The organism is Mycobacterium sp. RTGN4 (assembly GCF_033804635.1).
Lineage (GTDB): Bacteria > Actinomycetota > Actinomycetes > Mycobacteriales > Mycobacteriaceae > Mycobacterium.
In genome coordinates, this window is the sequence record NZ_JAPZLB010000003.1 from 315,498 (window position 1) to 329,084 (window position 13,587).

14 protein-coding genes are annotated in these 13,587 nt (G+C 67.8%); 6 read left to right on the top strand and 8 right to left on the bottom strand.

Annotated elements, in window-relative coordinates:
* Positions 1-59: 59 nt before the first annotated feature.
* Positions 60-302 carry a hypothetical protein gene (locus SLQ30_RS08450; RefSeq protein WP_319445804.1) on the bottom strand — a complete coding sequence of 81 codons (243 nt, stop codon included), beginning with the start codon at positions 300-302 and terminating at the stop codon, positions 60-62.
* 286 nt (positions 303-588) lie between these two features.
* Here SLQ30_RS08450 and SLQ30_RS08455 point away from each other — a divergent pair, with 286 nt between their 5' ends.
* From SLQ30_RS08455 to SLQ30_RS08470, 4 genes are read left to right on the top strand one after another with little or no spacing between them, the layout of a single operon-like run.
* Complete coding sequence (locus SLQ30_RS08455; RefSeq protein ID WP_319445805.1) at positions 589-1,305, top strand: hypothetical protein; 717 nt, start codon at positions 589-591, stop codon at positions 1,303-1,305.
* Between the two features lie 46 nt (positions 1,306-1,351).
* Positions 1,352-2,938 carry a DNA polymerase Y family protein gene (locus SLQ30_RS08460; RefSeq protein WP_319446082.1) on the top strand — a complete coding sequence of 529 codons (1,587 nt, stop codon included), beginning with the start codon at positions 1,352-1,354 and terminating at the stop codon, positions 2,936-2,938.
* 51 nt (positions 2,939-2,989) lie between these two features.
* Complete coding sequence (locus SLQ30_RS08465; protein WP_319445806.1) at positions 2,990-3,436, top strand: MarR family winged helix-turn-helix transcriptional regulator; 447 nt, start codon at positions 2,990-2,992, stop codon at positions 3,434-3,436.
* On the top strand, positions 3,433-3,855 hold the full coding sequence (locus SLQ30_RS08470) for an organic hydroperoxide resistance protein (RefSeq protein ID WP_319445807.1): 423 nt from the start codon (positions 3,433-3,435) through the stop codon (positions 3,853-3,855). The genes SLQ30_RS08465 and SLQ30_RS08470 overlap by 4 nt, the downstream gene beginning before the upstream one ends.
* A gap of 10 nt (positions 3,856-3,865) precedes the next feature.
* On the opposite strand, the gene SLQ30_RS08475 is transcribed toward SLQ30_RS08470, so the two are convergent.
* Entirely contained in the window at positions 3,866-4,933 is a 1,068-nt protein-coding gene (locus SLQ30_RS08475; protein ID WP_319446083.1) for a nucleoside hydrolase, read from the bottom strand.
* A gap of 22 nt (positions 4,934-4,955) precedes the next feature.
* Positions 4,956-6,968 carry an SDR family oxidoreductase gene (locus SLQ30_RS08480; RefSeq protein ID WP_319445808.1) on the bottom strand — a complete coding sequence of 671 codons (2,013 nt, stop codon included), beginning with the start codon at positions 6,966-6,968 and terminating at the stop codon, positions 4,956-4,958.
* A gap of 123 nt (positions 6,969-7,091) precedes the next feature.
* Between SLQ30_RS08480 and SLQ30_RS08485 the strand changes: the two genes are divergently transcribed.
* A complete protein-coding gene (locus SLQ30_RS08485) occupies positions 7,092-7,961 on the top strand; it encodes a MaoC family dehydratase (RefSeq protein ID WP_319445809.1) in 870 nt (289 codons plus the stop codon).
* Here SLQ30_RS08485 and SLQ30_RS08490 read toward each other — a convergent pair whose 3' ends face one another.
* Complete coding sequence (locus tag SLQ30_RS08490) at positions 7,962-8,726, bottom strand: SDR family NAD(P)-dependent oxidoreductase (protein ID WP_319445810.1); 765 nt, start codon at positions 8,724-8,726, stop codon at positions 7,962-7,964. It abuts the gene before it with no gap.
* Between the two features lie 93 nt (positions 8,727-8,819).
* Between SLQ30_RS08490 and SLQ30_RS08495 the strand changes: the two genes are divergently transcribed.
* The gene (locus tag SLQ30_RS08495) at positions 8,820-9,587 is read left to right on the top strand and encodes a DUF899 domain-containing protein (protein WP_319445811.1); all 768 of its coding nucleotides are present in this window, start codon (positions 8,820-8,822) and stop codon (positions 9,585-9,587) included.
* 8 nt (positions 9,588-9,595) lie between these two features.
* Here the strand turns inward: SLQ30_RS08495 and SLQ30_RS08500 are convergent, their stop codons facing one another.
* From SLQ30_RS08500 to SLQ30_RS08515, 4 genes are all read right to left on the bottom strand, one after another.
* Entirely contained in the window at positions 9,596-10,285 is a 690-nt protein-coding gene (locus SLQ30_RS08500) for a DUF899 domain-containing protein (RefSeq protein WP_319445812.1), read from the bottom strand.
* A 63-nt stretch (positions 10,286-10,348) separates the two neighbouring features.
* Positions 10,349-11,059, bottom strand: coding sequence for a histidine phosphatase family protein (locus SLQ30_RS08505; RefSeq protein ID WP_319445813.1), 711 nt, complete (start codon positions 11,057-11,059; stop codon positions 10,349-10,351).
* A 49-nt stretch (positions 11,060-11,108) separates the two neighbouring features.
* Positions 11,109-12,002, bottom strand: a complete 894-nt coding sequence (locus SLQ30_RS08510; protein ID WP_319445814.1) for a hypothetical protein — start codon at positions 12,000-12,002, stop codon at positions 11,109-11,111.
* 49 nt (positions 12,003-12,051) lie between these two features.
* Positions 12,052-13,587: an FAD-dependent monooxygenase gene (locus SLQ30_RS08515; protein ID WP_319445815.1), complete on the bottom strand. Its 1,536-nt coding sequence runs from the start codon at positions 13,585-13,587 to the stop codon at positions 12,052-12,054.

A 13,587-nucleotide genomic window follows, 5' to 3' on the forward strand; every position in this document is an offset into this window, starting at 1 on the left:
TCAGTCGAACGAATTCGCAGTGTCCCGGGAGTCGTTTGGACTCCCGGGACAGCACGACGTCAGTGAGTGCCGGGAATGGCGGTCGGCGCCGGCGGAGCCTTGACCGGAGGCGTGAACAGGTTGCCGCCGGTCGGGTTGATCGACTTCTCCGTGGGTGTCACCGATGGGGAAGTCGTGGTCGGGGTGGTCGATTCGGGCGCCTTCTCCCCGCCACCGCAGGCCGCGGTGAGACCGATCATCGCGACGATTGCAGTACCGCCCACGGCCGCCGCGACGCGACGAACCAGACGATTTGACCTCATGGTTGAGTCCTAACTATCCCCGAGTAACGAAAACCTTGACCTTCGGTGAATCGCATGCGATCCAGCACGCCCCGAGGGTCGTACGCCAGTCCCATTCCGAAGTGGGTTCTGGTGATCGAAACTCTAGCTCAACGCCCAGGCCAGCGCACAGTCATTCCGCTGTAGGCGCAGCGGGGATACTGCCGCAGGTTTCCGCTTGACGGTTGTCGGAGGGCGAGTGTTTACTCAGGGCATCGAACAAGTGTTCGAATTGAGTGGTGATTCAGATGGTGCGGGAGGTGCTGCTGTGACAGTAGCCTTGAATCTGGATCAAGATCGTCTAAACCGCGCTGAACAGCTAGAACATCTTCGCCGAAAGATGGCCGGAATGTCCGGGAAGGCCTCCGGGTCGGCGGTTTCGCCATGGCGTGCAGCGGCCTCTGCGACACCCTCCAGCATGCCGTTGCCCGCCTCGGAAAGTTTGCTGCCGCTCCCGGAAATGCTGGCGGAATCGCTCCCGGGCGCGTTGCCCCGCGGTGCGGTGGCAGTGCTGTCGGGGGCCCGGTCGTTGTCGCTGCGACTGGTAGCCGCCGTCACGGCGGCGGGTGGGCACGCGGCCATCGTTGGCCAACCCGACGTGGGGTTGCTTGCGGCCGTCGAGATGGGGGCGGATCTGAGTCGGCTGGCGGTCATCCCCGATCCAGGGCCGGATCCGGTCGAGGTGGCCGCCGTCCTGATGGACGGGCTGGAGTTGGTGGTGCTCGGGCTGGGCGGACGCTCGGTACCGCCGACTCGCGCCAGGGCGGTGACGGCGCGCGCCCGCCAGAAGGGCTGCACGCTGCTTGTCGCCGATGGCGATTGGCCTGGCGCATCCGCTTGGCTGGACGCACGGGTCCGTGGTTACGAGATGGCCGGCGCGGGGGCCGATCCGCCCACCCCCGGATGTGGACGCATCAGCCGGGTGCGTGTGGACATGCGGGCGCGGGGCAGGCTCGCCCGCCCCGTTCGCGCCGTTGGCGAATGACGTGCCCAGGCGATCCGACGCAGCCAGGGTGCTGGCCATCTGGTGCATGGATTGGCCTGCGGTGGGGGCAGCCGTCGCAGCAGGCTTGCCCGCGACCGCCCCGATAGCGGTCACGCTGGCCAACCGCGTCGTGGCCTGTTCGGCCGCTGCGCGGTCAGTCGGAGTGCGGCGGGGGTTGCGGCGCAGGGAGGCTCAGGCGCGTTGCCCCCAATTGCACGTCGTCACCGCCGATCCGGCACGCGACGCCCGCCACTTCGAGGTCGTGACGGCCGCGGTGGACGACGTGGTGCCGCGGGCCGAGCTGCTGCGGCCGGGGCTGATGGTGTTGTCGGTGCGCGGGGCGGCCCGCTACTTCGGGTCGGAAGAGGTCGCCGCCGAGCGGCTCGTCGACGCGGTGGCTGCGGCCGGGGTCGAATGCCAGGTCGGCATTGCCGACCAGCTGCCCACCGCAGTCTTCGCCGCCCGCGCGGGACGCATCGTCGAGTCGGGAGGGGACGCCTGCTTCCTGTCCGCGCTGTCGATCCGGCAGCTGGCAGGAGAACCCAGCCTGGCCGCTCCTGGACGAGAAGACCTGACGGACTTGTTGTGGCGCATGGGTATTCGAACCATCGGCCAGTTCGCGGCGCTGTCGAGCACCGACGTGGCCTCTCGGTTCGGAGCCGACGCGATCGTCGCGCACCGATTCGCCCGCGGCGAACCGGCGCGTGGACCGTCTGGGCGGGAACCGCCGCGGGAGCTCGACGCCGTGATGAACTGTGACCCGCCGGTGGACCGGGTCGATGCCGCGGCCTTCGCCGGACGGTCGCTGGCCGGGGAACTCCACCGTAGTTTGGAGTCGGCAGGGGTGGGCTGCACCCGGCTCGCCATTCACGCCGTCACCGCTAACGGTGAAGAACTGCAAAGGGTTTGGCGCTGCGCCGAACCGCTGACCGAGGATGCCACGGCTGATCGGGTGCGGTGGCAGCTCGACGGCTGGCTGAACCGGCGCGGGGCAGGCCAGCGGCCGACGGCGCCGATCACCACGCTGAGCCTGCATCCGGTGGAGGTGGTGTCGGCCGCTGCGCTGCAGCTGCCGCTGTGGGGCTCGTCGGGGGACGACGACCGGTTGCGGGCCCGGCGCGCTCTGGTGCGTGTCCAGGGTCTGCTCGGACCGGAGGCGGTTCAGGTGCCCGTACTCAGTGGCGGCCGTGGGCCCGCCGAACGCATCACCTTCACGCCCCTTGGCGACGAGCCGGTGCCGCGGGCCGATCCGAGCCAGCCATGGCCGGGTCAGCTGCCCGAGCCGGCTCCGACCGTGCTGCTCGACGATCCCGTCGACCTGCTCGACGCCGACGGCAACCCGGTACGGGTGACGAGTCGGGGGCTCTTCTCCACTGCTCCGGCCCGGCTGGCCGCGTCCACTCCTGCCGATCCCCGGGTCGCTGCGCTCCTGCCTGCGGGCCGGACTGGGGTGCTGAGTTGGTGGGCCGGGCCATGGCCCGTTGACGAAAGGTGGTGGGATCCAGCATCAGTCAAGTATGGGCGGACGGCAAGGGCGCAGGTGCTGCTCGACGGTGATGATCGGGTCAGCGGCCGGGCCATGCTGCTGTGCTATCGGCAGCGTCGGTGGTATCTCGAGGGGGTGTACGAGTAGGCGATCCATAAATCAGTTGTGCACAATTGAATTGTGGGCTATGGTTGTCGCATGTCCACCGTCGGCATCGACAGCCAACTGTGCTTCGCCCTGTATTCGGCGTCCCGGGCGATGACTGCGGCATACCGGCCGATCCTGGCCGAGCTCAACCTCACCTACCCGCAGTACCTGGTGCTGCTGGTGTTGTGGGAGGACGAGCGCGTCACCGTGCGCAGGCTCGGCGAGCGGCTGCAGCTCGACTCGGGCACGCTGTCGCCGCTGCTGAAACGGCTGGAGCTCAATGGGTTCGTACGCCGTGAGCGGTCCCGGGACGACGAACGGCTCGTCGAGGTCACGCTCACCCCGGCCGGGCGCCGGCTGGAGCAGAAGGCGCAGTGCATTCCGGCGGAGTTGGGTGCCGCGACGGGCATATCCGAAAAACAAGCGGCGGACCTGCGCGACGCGGTCCGTCAACTCACCGATGCGCTCAGCGCATCCTCGCGAAGGGAATCCGCATGAAGACGCTCTATACCGCCGAGGCGCTGGCCACCGGCGAAGGTCGTGACGGCCACGGCCGCACCTCCGACGGCAAGCTCGACCTCGACCTTGCCACCCCGCCCGAACTGGGCGGCAGCGGAAACGGCACCAATCCCGAGCAGCTTTTCGCGATCGGCTACGCCGCGTGTTTCCATTCGGCGCTGCGGCTCGTCGCGCGCGCGGAGCAGGCCGATGTCTCGGATTCTGCAGTGGGAGCCCGAGTTTCACTCGGACAGCTCGACAACGGCGGATTCGGACTTGCGGTGGAGTTGGAGATCAGCTTGCCCAACCTCGACCACGACTCGGCGCAGAAGCTGACCGAGAAGGCGCACCAGGTGTGCCCCTACTCGAATGCCACTAGGGGCAACATCGACGTCACGCTCACCGTCGTCGACGACTGAACGGCCCGCGCTACCCCAACCCAGCCGCGAACGGACCAACCCGTGCGATGAAACGGTCGAAGAAGACGTCGGGGTTCGTCTCGACACCAATGTGCGCGTTGGGTTGTCGGCCCCAGTGTCCCCGCCAGTCGGCCACCGTCATTCCGCGCGTCAGGGTGCCGGCCAATTCGACGTCGACGGTCGCCTGCTGGTAGCGCACCAGATCGGGATCGAGCGCGACGGCGGCGGCCAGCGGATCGTGCAAGTGGGCCAGATACCCCTCGCCCTGGTCGAAGTGGAACTCGAAGTAGAACCGCATGGCGTCCTCGAGCACGCGGATCAGTGGGTTGGCCGCCGCCGATCTTGCGCCTCTTTCGTCGAGCACGCTCATCGGTGTCGTCGCGGAGCCGGCCGCGGCCGCCAGTCGACTCAGGATCGAAGGCGTCATCGCCGCACGTTCGGTGAGGTTGAGCCCCAAGATGATTGGCAGGTGCGTAGGTCGCTGGTCATATCCCCCGGTCGCTTCGCTCCTGCCCTCCGGAAACCCCCACGCTGCACCCCACACCGAGAACACCTCCGCGGCTGCCTCGGGGTCGACTGAGATGTTCCACTCGGCCACGGGCGTGGTGTTGCCGCCATAGCCGAACGCTCCGCCCATGATCACCAGCCGTCGCAACAGCTTGGGCAGGGTGGGTTCTTCGCGCAGTGCCAGGGCCAGGTTGGTGAGTGGACCGGTGACCAGCCCGATCAACTCGCCGGGGCGCTCGTGCGCGGCCCGCACCCACGCCTCGGCGGCGTCGTACGACGTGAGCTCATCACCGGCCTCCGGCAGGACCGCGTAGCCGAGCCCCTGCGGACCGTGGGTGTCCTCGGCCGTGCGCAGCACCGAACTCAATGGTTGATCGGCCCCCTTGGACACCGGAATGTCCGAGGCGCCGCACAGGGCAAGCAGATTCAGGTTGTTGGTGCAGACCTGGTCGACGGGAACGTTGCCTGCGGTCGACGCCAGCCCCACCAATTGGGCGTCGTCACTCGCCAGCAGATAGGCCAGTGCCATCGCATCGTCTACACCGGTGTCGACGTCGGCGAAGACCGGCATGGGTTCGGGCATGCGTCAAGAATTACCAGTGCACGCCGGGGACCAAGCGCACGGCCCACTTGACGGGTCCGGGCACACGCAGCCGGGAGGCCGCCGAACGCGCCGGGCGCTTGGGCTGACGGACTGGTGCCTGAAGGGCGGACGCCGGTGCGGGCTCGACTCCGCGGGCCGCCGCCGAGTCGGGATAGCCCAGATAGAGCTGGTGCAGGACGCGTCGGGACAGCTTCGGCGTGAAGTACATTCCGACGTCGGCGAGTGTGCCCATCGGTGTGTCGATCCGCGCGGGCTTGTCGACCAGGCCGCGCACCACCATGGCCGCGGCGTGCTCGGCGCTGATGGCCGGAACGGGGTTGAGCCTGCGCGACGGCGCGATCATCGGCGTCTCGACCAACGGCATGTGGATGCTGGTGAAGGTGATGTGGTCGGACAGCGTCTCGGTGCCGACCACTTCGGAGAAGGCATCGAGGGCGGCCTTGCTGGGGATGTAGGCGCTGTACTTCGGACTGCTCGCCTGCACGCCCGCGCTGGACACGTTCACGACGTGTCCGAACCGGCGCTCACGCCAGTGCGGTAACAGGGCCAGCACCATGCGCACCGAACCGAAGTAGTTCACCGCCATCACGCGTTCGTAGTCGTGCAGCCGGTCGGTGGACGCGGCGACCGACCGACGGATCGACCGGCCCGCGTTGTTGACCAGGTAGTCGACGTGTCCGAATTGACCGAGGATGTCCTTCACGGTGTGATCCACCGAGGCCGAGTCGGTCACGTCGCACGTGAATGCGTAAGCCGCACCACCGAATTCGCGGATTTCTGCGACCAAGTCGTCGAGCGCCTCGGCGTTGCGGGCCAGCGCGAACACCACGGCTCCACGCTCAGCGACCGCAATCGCGGACGCGCGTCCGATGCCACTGGAGGCGCCGGTGATGATGACGTGGCGGCCGACCAGCGGTCCGGCCGAATCGTCCCGTCGCGCCCGGTCGGGATCGAGGTGTTCGGCCCAGTATTGCCACAACTTTGGTGCGTACGAAGCGAATTCGGGCACGCTGATGCCCGTGCCGTCCAATGCGTCGGTCGCATTGTCGGCGGTGAACGTGGGCGCCAGGTCGACGACGTCGAGGATTTCGCCGGGGATGCCGAGTTGGGTGGCGGCCATGTTGCGGAGCACCTTTGCCCGCCCGGTGGCCTTCAGGAAGGGGGCCGCCGTCGAACTTGGCAGCGAGCCGCGCAATGGCGGTAGCCCCGCTGCCTTTGCGACCCCGCGGTAAATGCCGCGCAGCCCAATCGACTTCGGTGCGGTGAGGTGGAAGGTCTGGCCGTCGCGTCCGGCGACGTGGATGATCGCCACGACCGCCTCAACGACGTAGTCGACCGGAACGATGTTGGTGCGGCCGGTATCTGGCAGCACGATGGGCGTGAACTTGGGCAGCCACGCGAACTTCGCCAGGATGCCGAAGAAGTAGTAGGGTCCGTCGACCTTGTCCATCTCGCCGGTCGTGGAATCTCCGACGACCACCGCGGGCCGGTAGACCCGGTAGCGCAAGCCCGGCTTCGACCGCACCAGAAGTTCGGCCTCGAACTTGGTCTGGTGGTACGGCGTCGGCAACTCCTGGGCGACGTCGAAGTCCTCCTCGGTGTACTCGCCGGGGAAGGTGCCCGCCACGGCGATCGACGACACGTGGTGCAGGGTGGCGTCCAGTCGCAACGCCAGCTCGATTACCGCCCGAGTGCCGTCGACGTTGGCCGCGCGTTGGTCTTCGTCGTCCGCGGTGATGTCGTAGATCGCGGCGCAGTGCACCACGTGGTCGACGTCCCCGATTTCGGCGATGGTGTCTGCGGTGAGCCCCAGCTCGGGTGCCGTCAGGTCCCCGACCAGTGGTTTGGCGCACTCGCCCCACTCGGCGGCCAGCTGTTCGAACCGGGCGAGGGAGCCTCGGCGCACCAGCACCCACACCTCGTGGTCGCCTTCGCGGGCCAGTAATCGAGCTACGACGCGGCGCCCAATGAACCCGGTACCGCCGGTAACGACATAACGCATGCGAGCCATGGTCACCCCCTTCGAGGCAATCGTCAACAAGGTGTGACCTGATCGAAGGCGCCCAGGCCACAGCCGCTATCGTGCGAACCAGCCAGGCGAGCCGACGACTCAAGGGAGAGCCCAATGCCGATCAACCCCAATGCCATCGGTGCCAAGACCGCGGCGCAACCGTTCGAGTGGACCGACCGAGAGACCCTGCTGTACGCGCTCGGCGTCGGCGCGGGCACCGCGGATCTCGCCTTCACCACCGAGAACAGTCACGACATCGAGCAGCAGGTACTCCCCACGTACGCCGTCATCGCCTGCCCGGCCTGGGGCGCTGCGGCCGAGGTCGGCAACTTCAACTGGGCGATGCTGCTGCACGGCTCCCAGCAGATCCGGCTGTACAAACCGCTTCCGCCAGCAGGCAAGCTGAACGTGACTTCCGAGGTCGCCGACATTCAGGACAAGGGCGAGGGCAAGAACGCCATCCTGGTGCTGAAGAGCACGGGCACCGACCCGGAGAGCGGCGACGTGGTCGCCGAGTCGGTGTCGACGGCCGTGATCCGCGGCGAGGGCGGGTTCGGCGGGCAGCCGGGTGAGCGGCCGGTTGCGCCGACGTTCCCCGACCGCGAGCCCGACGCGAAGGTGGCGCTGGCCACCACCGAGGATCAGCCGCTCATCTACCGGCTCTCGGGTGACCGCAACCCGCTGCACAGCGATCCATGGTTCGCAACAAACCTGGCCGGGTTCCCGAAGCCGATCCTGCACGGGCTGTGCACCTACGGAGTCGCGGGCCGGGTGCTGGTGGCCGAGCTCGGCGGGGGTGACGCCACCAAGGTCCGCGCCGTCGGGGCGCGGTTCACCTCACCGGTCTTCCCCGGCGAGACGCTGACGACGTCCGTCTGGCGCACCGAGCCCGGGCACGCGGTGTTCCGCACCGAGGCCGCCGAGGCCGACGGGTCGAACTCCCGGCTGGTGCTGGACGACGGCACCGCGGAGTACGTGGACTGATTACCAGGTCTGCTCGGCGGCCCGCACCAGGATCTCGTTGACTGCGACGCGGCGGTCCCGGGTGACGACGAACGTGACGGCGTCGGCGATGTCGACGGGCTCCAGCTTCACCATGCCCTCGGTGCGACGGTCGAGCGTCTCGCGGTCGGCCTGCGGCAGGTTGTCGGTGATCTCGGTCTGCACCGTGCCGGGCTCGACGAGGCTCACCCGCACCCGCTTCCCGAGCACCTCTTGCCGCAGTCCCTCGGAGAAGGCGCCGATGCCGAACTTCGTCAACGAGTACACCGCCGTGCCGGGCCTGGCGACGCGGCCCGCGGTCGAGCTGATGTTCACGACGTCGGCGACCCCGCGCGGCGAGTCGGCGGCGGCGGCGATCAGGTGCGGTAGCGCGGCCCTCGTCACGTAGAGCAGGCCGGCCACGTTGACCGACAGCATGTGGTCCCAATCCGCCGGGTCGGCGTCGACCGCCGGGCCGATGCGCATCAATCCGGCGTTGTTGACGACGGTGTCGAGCCGACCCCGTTGGGCCGCAACGTGATTCACCGCGTCAGCAGCCTGTTGCTGGTCCGACACGTCGGCTTCCACGGCGAACGCCGTCCCGCCCGCGGACTCGATGCGTGCCTTGAGTTCGTCGAGCCGGTCGCGCCGCCTGGCAAGCAGCGCGACGCTGGCACCTTCGGCCGCAAGGGCCAAGGCCGTCGCCGCTCCGATGCCGCTGCTGGCCCCCGTTACCAAGGCCACCGTGCCGTCAAGTCTTTGTGTCATCAACGCATTCTGGCGCAGATTCGACGAGTGATCGAAGTTGGCCTGCGCTCAGTTCGTGGCTCGGCCGGTGTCAGTAAATGCATGAGAGTTGGAATGAACACACCCCCGATCGTGTCGGCGCCGGAGTGGGAGGCTGCACGGCAGCAACTGCTGGTGCAGGAGAAGGAGCTGACCCGCGCCCGTGACGCGCTGGCTGCCCAGCGTCGCCGGATGCCATGGCTGGCCGTGGACAAGCATTACGAGTTCGACGGACCCGAAGGCAAGGCGAGCCTGCTCGACCTGTTCGGTGGCCGCCGTCAACTGATCGTGTACCGCGCGTTCTTGCAGCCCGACGTTCATGGCTGGCCCGAACATGCCTGCGTCGGATGCTCTCTCATGGCCGATCACATCGGCAATCTTGCCCACCTCAACGCCCGCGACACCACGTTCGTGTACGCCTCGCCTGCATCGCAGGGCGACATCGAGCGGGTCAAGGCGCGGATGGGCTGGGAACACATCCCGTGGTACACCATCACCGACGACTTCGACGCTGACTTCGGCTGCGACGAGTGGCACGGCACCAACGCGTTCATCCGCGACGGCGACACTGTGTTCCGCACCTACTTCATCAACAACCGCGGTGACGAGGCGTTTGTGAATACCTGGAGCTACCTCGACATGACCGCGCTTGGGCGCCAGGAACAGTGGGAGGACTCACCCGAGGGCTACCCGCAGACCCCGACCGCCGAATGGTGGCGCTGGCACGACGAATACGGCGACGCCACGTCGTCCGAGGGATGGATCGAGCAGCTGCAAGGCGGTATTGCTGCGGGCCAAATATCGGCGAGGCCCCGGCCGCGGGACGGTGTCGACACCCCGTGATCGGCTCGTCAGCTGCCGTACATCCGCGCTATGTCGGGGGAGTCCAGCCATTTGGTGTAGGTCGGCACCTGCGGCCAGCCGTCGGGTGAGTCCTGCCATTCCTCCTGGCGGCCCCACGGCAGCAGGTCGATCAACGCGAAGGAGTGGCTGAGTTGCTCGGTGCCGCGGCCGTCGGTGTGCCAGGTGCGGTAGACGGTGTCGCGGTCTCGCAGAAAGACGTTGACCGCGAAGCCCTGGCCGGGCGCCGCCCCGACGTCGGCGCCGAAGGAACTCTCCGACGACGAGTACCAGTCCATCTTGTTGCCGACCTTGGCCTTGTATGCCAAGGCTTCGTCGATGGGTCCGTTCGTGACGATGACGAACCTGGCGTCGTAGCTCTCAAGAAACTCCAGCCGGGTGAACTGAGAGGTGAATCCCGTGCAGCCGCCGCACTGCCACTCTGCGTCGTCGAACCACATGTGGTTGTAGACGATGAGCTGTGCGCGGCCGTCGAACACGTCGGCCAGGCTGATGGGCCCGTCGGACCCGATCAGGGTGTAGTCCGGCATTTCGACCATCGGCAAGCGGCGGCGCTGCGCCGCGATCGCGTCGAGCTCACGGGTGGCGGCCTTCTCGCGTCGGCGTAGGTCGTCGAGGGCGGCACGCCAGGTGTCCTGATCGACGACGGGGGGCACTGCGGTGGCAGTCTGCTCGGTCACGGTTCCTCCAGAGGCTTCGGGGTGGGTGGCTCTAGGAGTGTTGACCGCGTCAGCGCCCGGAAATCATCGCGATCCGTCGACCTTGGTGCCGTTCCAGTCGAGCAGCGTCCAGCCGTCCTCGGGATTGCCGCGGACGACGACGATGCCGGTGTTGGGCAGCGGCTGCGCCGCGACGAGGTCGGGTCGGGGATTGCGGACGTTCATCATGGTCCACATCGAGATGGCCGCCCCGTGCGAGTACACGACCGGCTGTTGCTCACCGCTGGCGTAGATGGCGGCCACCGCCTCGTCGAAGCGGGCGTCGAACTCGTTGCCGTCGACGGACCCGGGGATGCGTGCGGAGCGGTCGCCCGCCAACCACTGCTTGAGCGGTTCGAGGTAGCCGTCGACGGCGCTCTGTTCGGCTTGGCCCTCGAAGTCACCCGCCTCGATCTCGCGGAGTCCAGGCAGCACGACGATCGGCTGGTGGAGTTCGTCCGCGAGCGGTTGTGCGGTCTGTTGCGTGCGGATCATCGTCGAGGCGTAGATGCCGTCGTGCTTCGCGCCGCTCAGCGTCTGGGCGACGGCCTTGGCCTGCTGCTCGCCCTTGGGCGTCAGCGATGGGCCAGGGACCGTGGTGTCGATGAACCCGCTGGCGTTGCCCTCGGACTCACCGTGCCGAACGAACGTGATCGTGATGTCCCGCGGCGCCGCCGATGCCGGCGCCGGGCCAATCATCGGGACCAGCAGCAGGGTGACGAGCACGCCAAGGGTGCGGACTATTGCGACGGACATGCACGAAGTCTGGCCCACGCACAAGACTTTCGGGCCGACTGGGCTCGAATCAAATGCCGCTCTCGCCCTCGACGTGAAGTAGTCCGAGCGGGTCGACGGTGTCCCACACGGTCGAATAGAACTGCTGCTTGAGTGCGCTGGCGGTGTCCTCGACGTTGGCGAGGTCGGCCAACTCGTCGTACCCGTAATACAGCAGCGAAACCGGCTGGGTGGTCTTGAGCAGCTCGTTGACGACGACCTGGCTCGCTCGTTTCGCCTCGTCGTCGCCGGCGAGCGCCTGGGCGACGGCAGGCAGGATCTTGGTGACCGGGACGACGGTATTGACCCACGGCAACACCTGGGTGACGCGGTAGGCCGCCTCGAAACCCTCACGCGCATACGGCTGCAGCGTCGGGTCCAAGACGCCGACGAACGTATCCCTCAGGCCCAGGACCGGTGTGGGCATGTCGTCGGGGTCCGGATCGTCCGCGCGGAACGGATTGGTGAAGGGGGCATCGCCTGCGGCTTCGGCGGCGGCAACGGACTTGGCGGAGGTGTCGCTCTTGACTGTCGGCGTGACCGCGGCCTTCTTCGGTGTGAACGCCGCCTTCAGCAGCTTGACTTGCGCGGCCTCGAACTCCTTGGCGGCCGGCTTGACCTTCGCGGTCTGCGGTTTGACCGTCGGCTTCAGCGCCTTGGTGACTGCTGCGGTGAGCTTCTTGGTTGCGTCGCCGACGGCCTTCTCGGCTTGGCTTCCGACCTTGGACAGCGGCTTGGAGAGCCCGTGCGTTTTGGCCTCCGTCTTCTTGGGGCCGGCGTCAACCGCACCGCTCTTTGCGCCCGCGTCCTTCTCGTCGGCATGCGCGGTGCCTTGACCCGCCACCGCCAACGCGGTGCCGATGCCCGCCGCGACGGCGACACCTCCGACATAGCCGATGTACTTGGGTGCCGCCTTCGACGCCATTCGCCGTCCCTTCCGTAGGTTAGGGAATCGTAGAGGATTGACGGCGACGTCAGCAGGGTGAGCCGAACCAGTGCGCGAGTGCTTCGCCCAACGCTGGCACCGCGACGTCGTCGGGCTCATCGACGCCTGCGGCCCAGGCGACGTACGCGTCCGGGCGGATCAGGATCGCGTCGGCGGGTCGCTGATCGGTTGTGGCCGTGTAGATGTCGACGCGACCGTGCCAGTTTCCGGCGAGCTCGCGGAGGCCCTTGCGGTCAGCGAGGTCGAGGAACACCGGCCGGGCGGTGTGCATGAGGTGTGCGACGCTCGTCGTGCCCCGATCGGTCTGCAGGGTGAGGTCGGGTGCGAAGCTGCCTGCCAAGGCGTGCGAGTTGGCACCGGGCATGGGGTAGTGGATGTCGGATCCGGCGATGAAGGCGGCGATGCGCCGCTGAGCCTGCTCGTCGCCGAGCAGTTCGGAGAAGACTTTCCGAAGCGCATCGGCGGCCGAGTCGAGTCCGCGCCTCAGGGCCACCTGAGCATTGGTGTGCAACAACGTCCGCGTACCGGCGAGGTGCCGTTCGTCGTGGTACGTGTCCAGTAGCCCGGGCGGCGCCCAGCCGCCGAGTTCGGCCCCGAGCTTCCAGCCGAGGTTGACGGAGTCGAGCATGGCGGCGCTGACCGCGACGCCCCCGGACGGAAACTGATGGGCCGCATCGCCTGCCACCAGGATCCGTCCCGCGCGGTAGCGCTCGGCCTGCCGAGCGCCATATGTGAAGCGCGTCAACCGAATTGGCTCGCCCAATGGAAGGTCGGATCCGAGCACGCGGCGGATGCTGTCCTGGAATTCGGCCACCGTCATGGGCTCGTCGTCATCGTACGAACGGTCCTCCTCCTCGTTGGTATAGACACCCAGATCGTTTGGGGTATAGGAACTTATCGCGAACACACCGGTTGCCGTCTGGGTGTAGCCGAAGCGGAGCCGGCCAAGACCGGGCACCTCGTAGTCGCCATCGTCGCGCAGGGTCAGCGAGTCGGGCATGGTGAACGAGCCGAGCCGGTTGACCTCCGGATAGGTGACGCCGGGGAAGTCGATTCCGGCCATTTCGCGGATCCGGCTGTGGACGCCGTCGCAGCCCACCAGGTAGTGCGCGGTGAGCCGGTAAGGTCCGGCCGGCCCGCGTACGTCGACGGTCACTGCCGCGTCATCCTGGCTCAGCGCGACGACTTCGTGGCCGCGGCGGATTTCGGCGCCGAGCTCGCTGGCGAGTTCTTCGAGCAGGCGCTCCATCTGCGGTTGGGGCAGGAGCAGCGCCTCCATCGGGTTGTCGGCGAGCTGGGTGAGGTCGACGTGCAGCCCGCCGAAGGGGAAGTTGGGCATCGGGCGGGGCTTGCCGCTGGCCGTCTCGAAGCGCTCGCGCAGGCCACGGTAGCGGAGCATTTCGAGCATCCGCCCGCCGAGGCCGCCGGCCTTCGCAATCGCCCGTGGTTCGGGCAGTCGCTCCAGCACCAGCGTGCGCACTCCCGCCAACCGCAGCTCGCGAGCCAGCGTCAGGCCCGTCGGGGCGGCTCCCACGATGATCACGTCGGTGTCGATGTCTGGCAT

What these genes read in the sequence shown, in the direction of transcription:
- SLQ30_RS08515 (WP_319445815.1), bottom strand. Translation starts at nt 13,587, where the DNA reads ATGCCAGACATCGACACCGACGTGATCATCGTGGGAGCCGCCCCGACG.
- SLQ30_RS08505 (WP_319445813.1), bottom strand. Translation starts at nt 11,059, where the DNA reads ATGTCCGTCGCAATAGTCCGCACCCTTGGCGTGCTCGTCACCCTGCTG.
- SLQ30_RS08480 (WP_319445808.1), bottom strand. Translation starts at nt 6,968, where the DNA reads ATGCGTTATGTCGTTACCGGCGGTACCGGGTTCATTGGGCGCCGCGTC.
- SLQ30_RS08510 (WP_319445814.1), bottom strand. Translation starts at nt 12,002, where the DNA reads ATGGCGTCGAAGGCGGCACCCAAGTACATCGGCTATGTCGGAGGTGTC.
- SLQ30_RS08470 (WP_319445807.1), top strand. Translation starts at nt 3,433, where the DNA reads ATGAAGACGCTCTATACCGCCGAGGCGCTGGCCACCGGCGAAGGTCGT.
- SLQ30_RS08450 (WP_319445804.1), bottom strand. Translation starts at nt 302, where the DNA reads ATGAGGTCAAATCGTCTGGTTCGTCGCGTCGCGGCGGCCGTGGGCGGT.
- SLQ30_RS08465 (WP_319445806.1), top strand. Translation starts at nt 2,990, where the DNA reads ATGTCCACCGTCGGCATCGACAGCCAACTGTGCTTCGCCCTGTATTCG.
- SLQ30_RS08490 (WP_319445810.1), bottom strand. Translation starts at nt 8,726, where the DNA reads ATGACACAAAGACTTGACGGCACGGTGGCCTTGGTAACGGGGGCCAGC.
- SLQ30_RS08485 (WP_319445809.1), top strand. Translation starts at nt 7,092, where the DNA reads ATGCCGATCAACCCCAATGCCATCGGTGCCAAGACCGCGGCGCAACCG.
- SLQ30_RS08460 (WP_319446082.1), top strand. Translation starts at nt 1,352, where the DNA reads ATGGATTGGCCTGCGGTGGGGGCAGCCGTCGCAGCAGGCTTGCCCGCG.
- SLQ30_RS08495 (WP_319445811.1), top strand. Translation starts at nt 8,820, where the DNA reads ATGAACACACCCCCGATCGTGTCGGCGCCGGAGTGGGAGGCTGCACGG.
- SLQ30_RS08475 (WP_319446083.1), bottom strand. Translation starts at nt 4,933, where the DNA reads ATGCCGGTCTTCGCCGACGTCGACACCGGTGTAGACGATGCGATGGCA.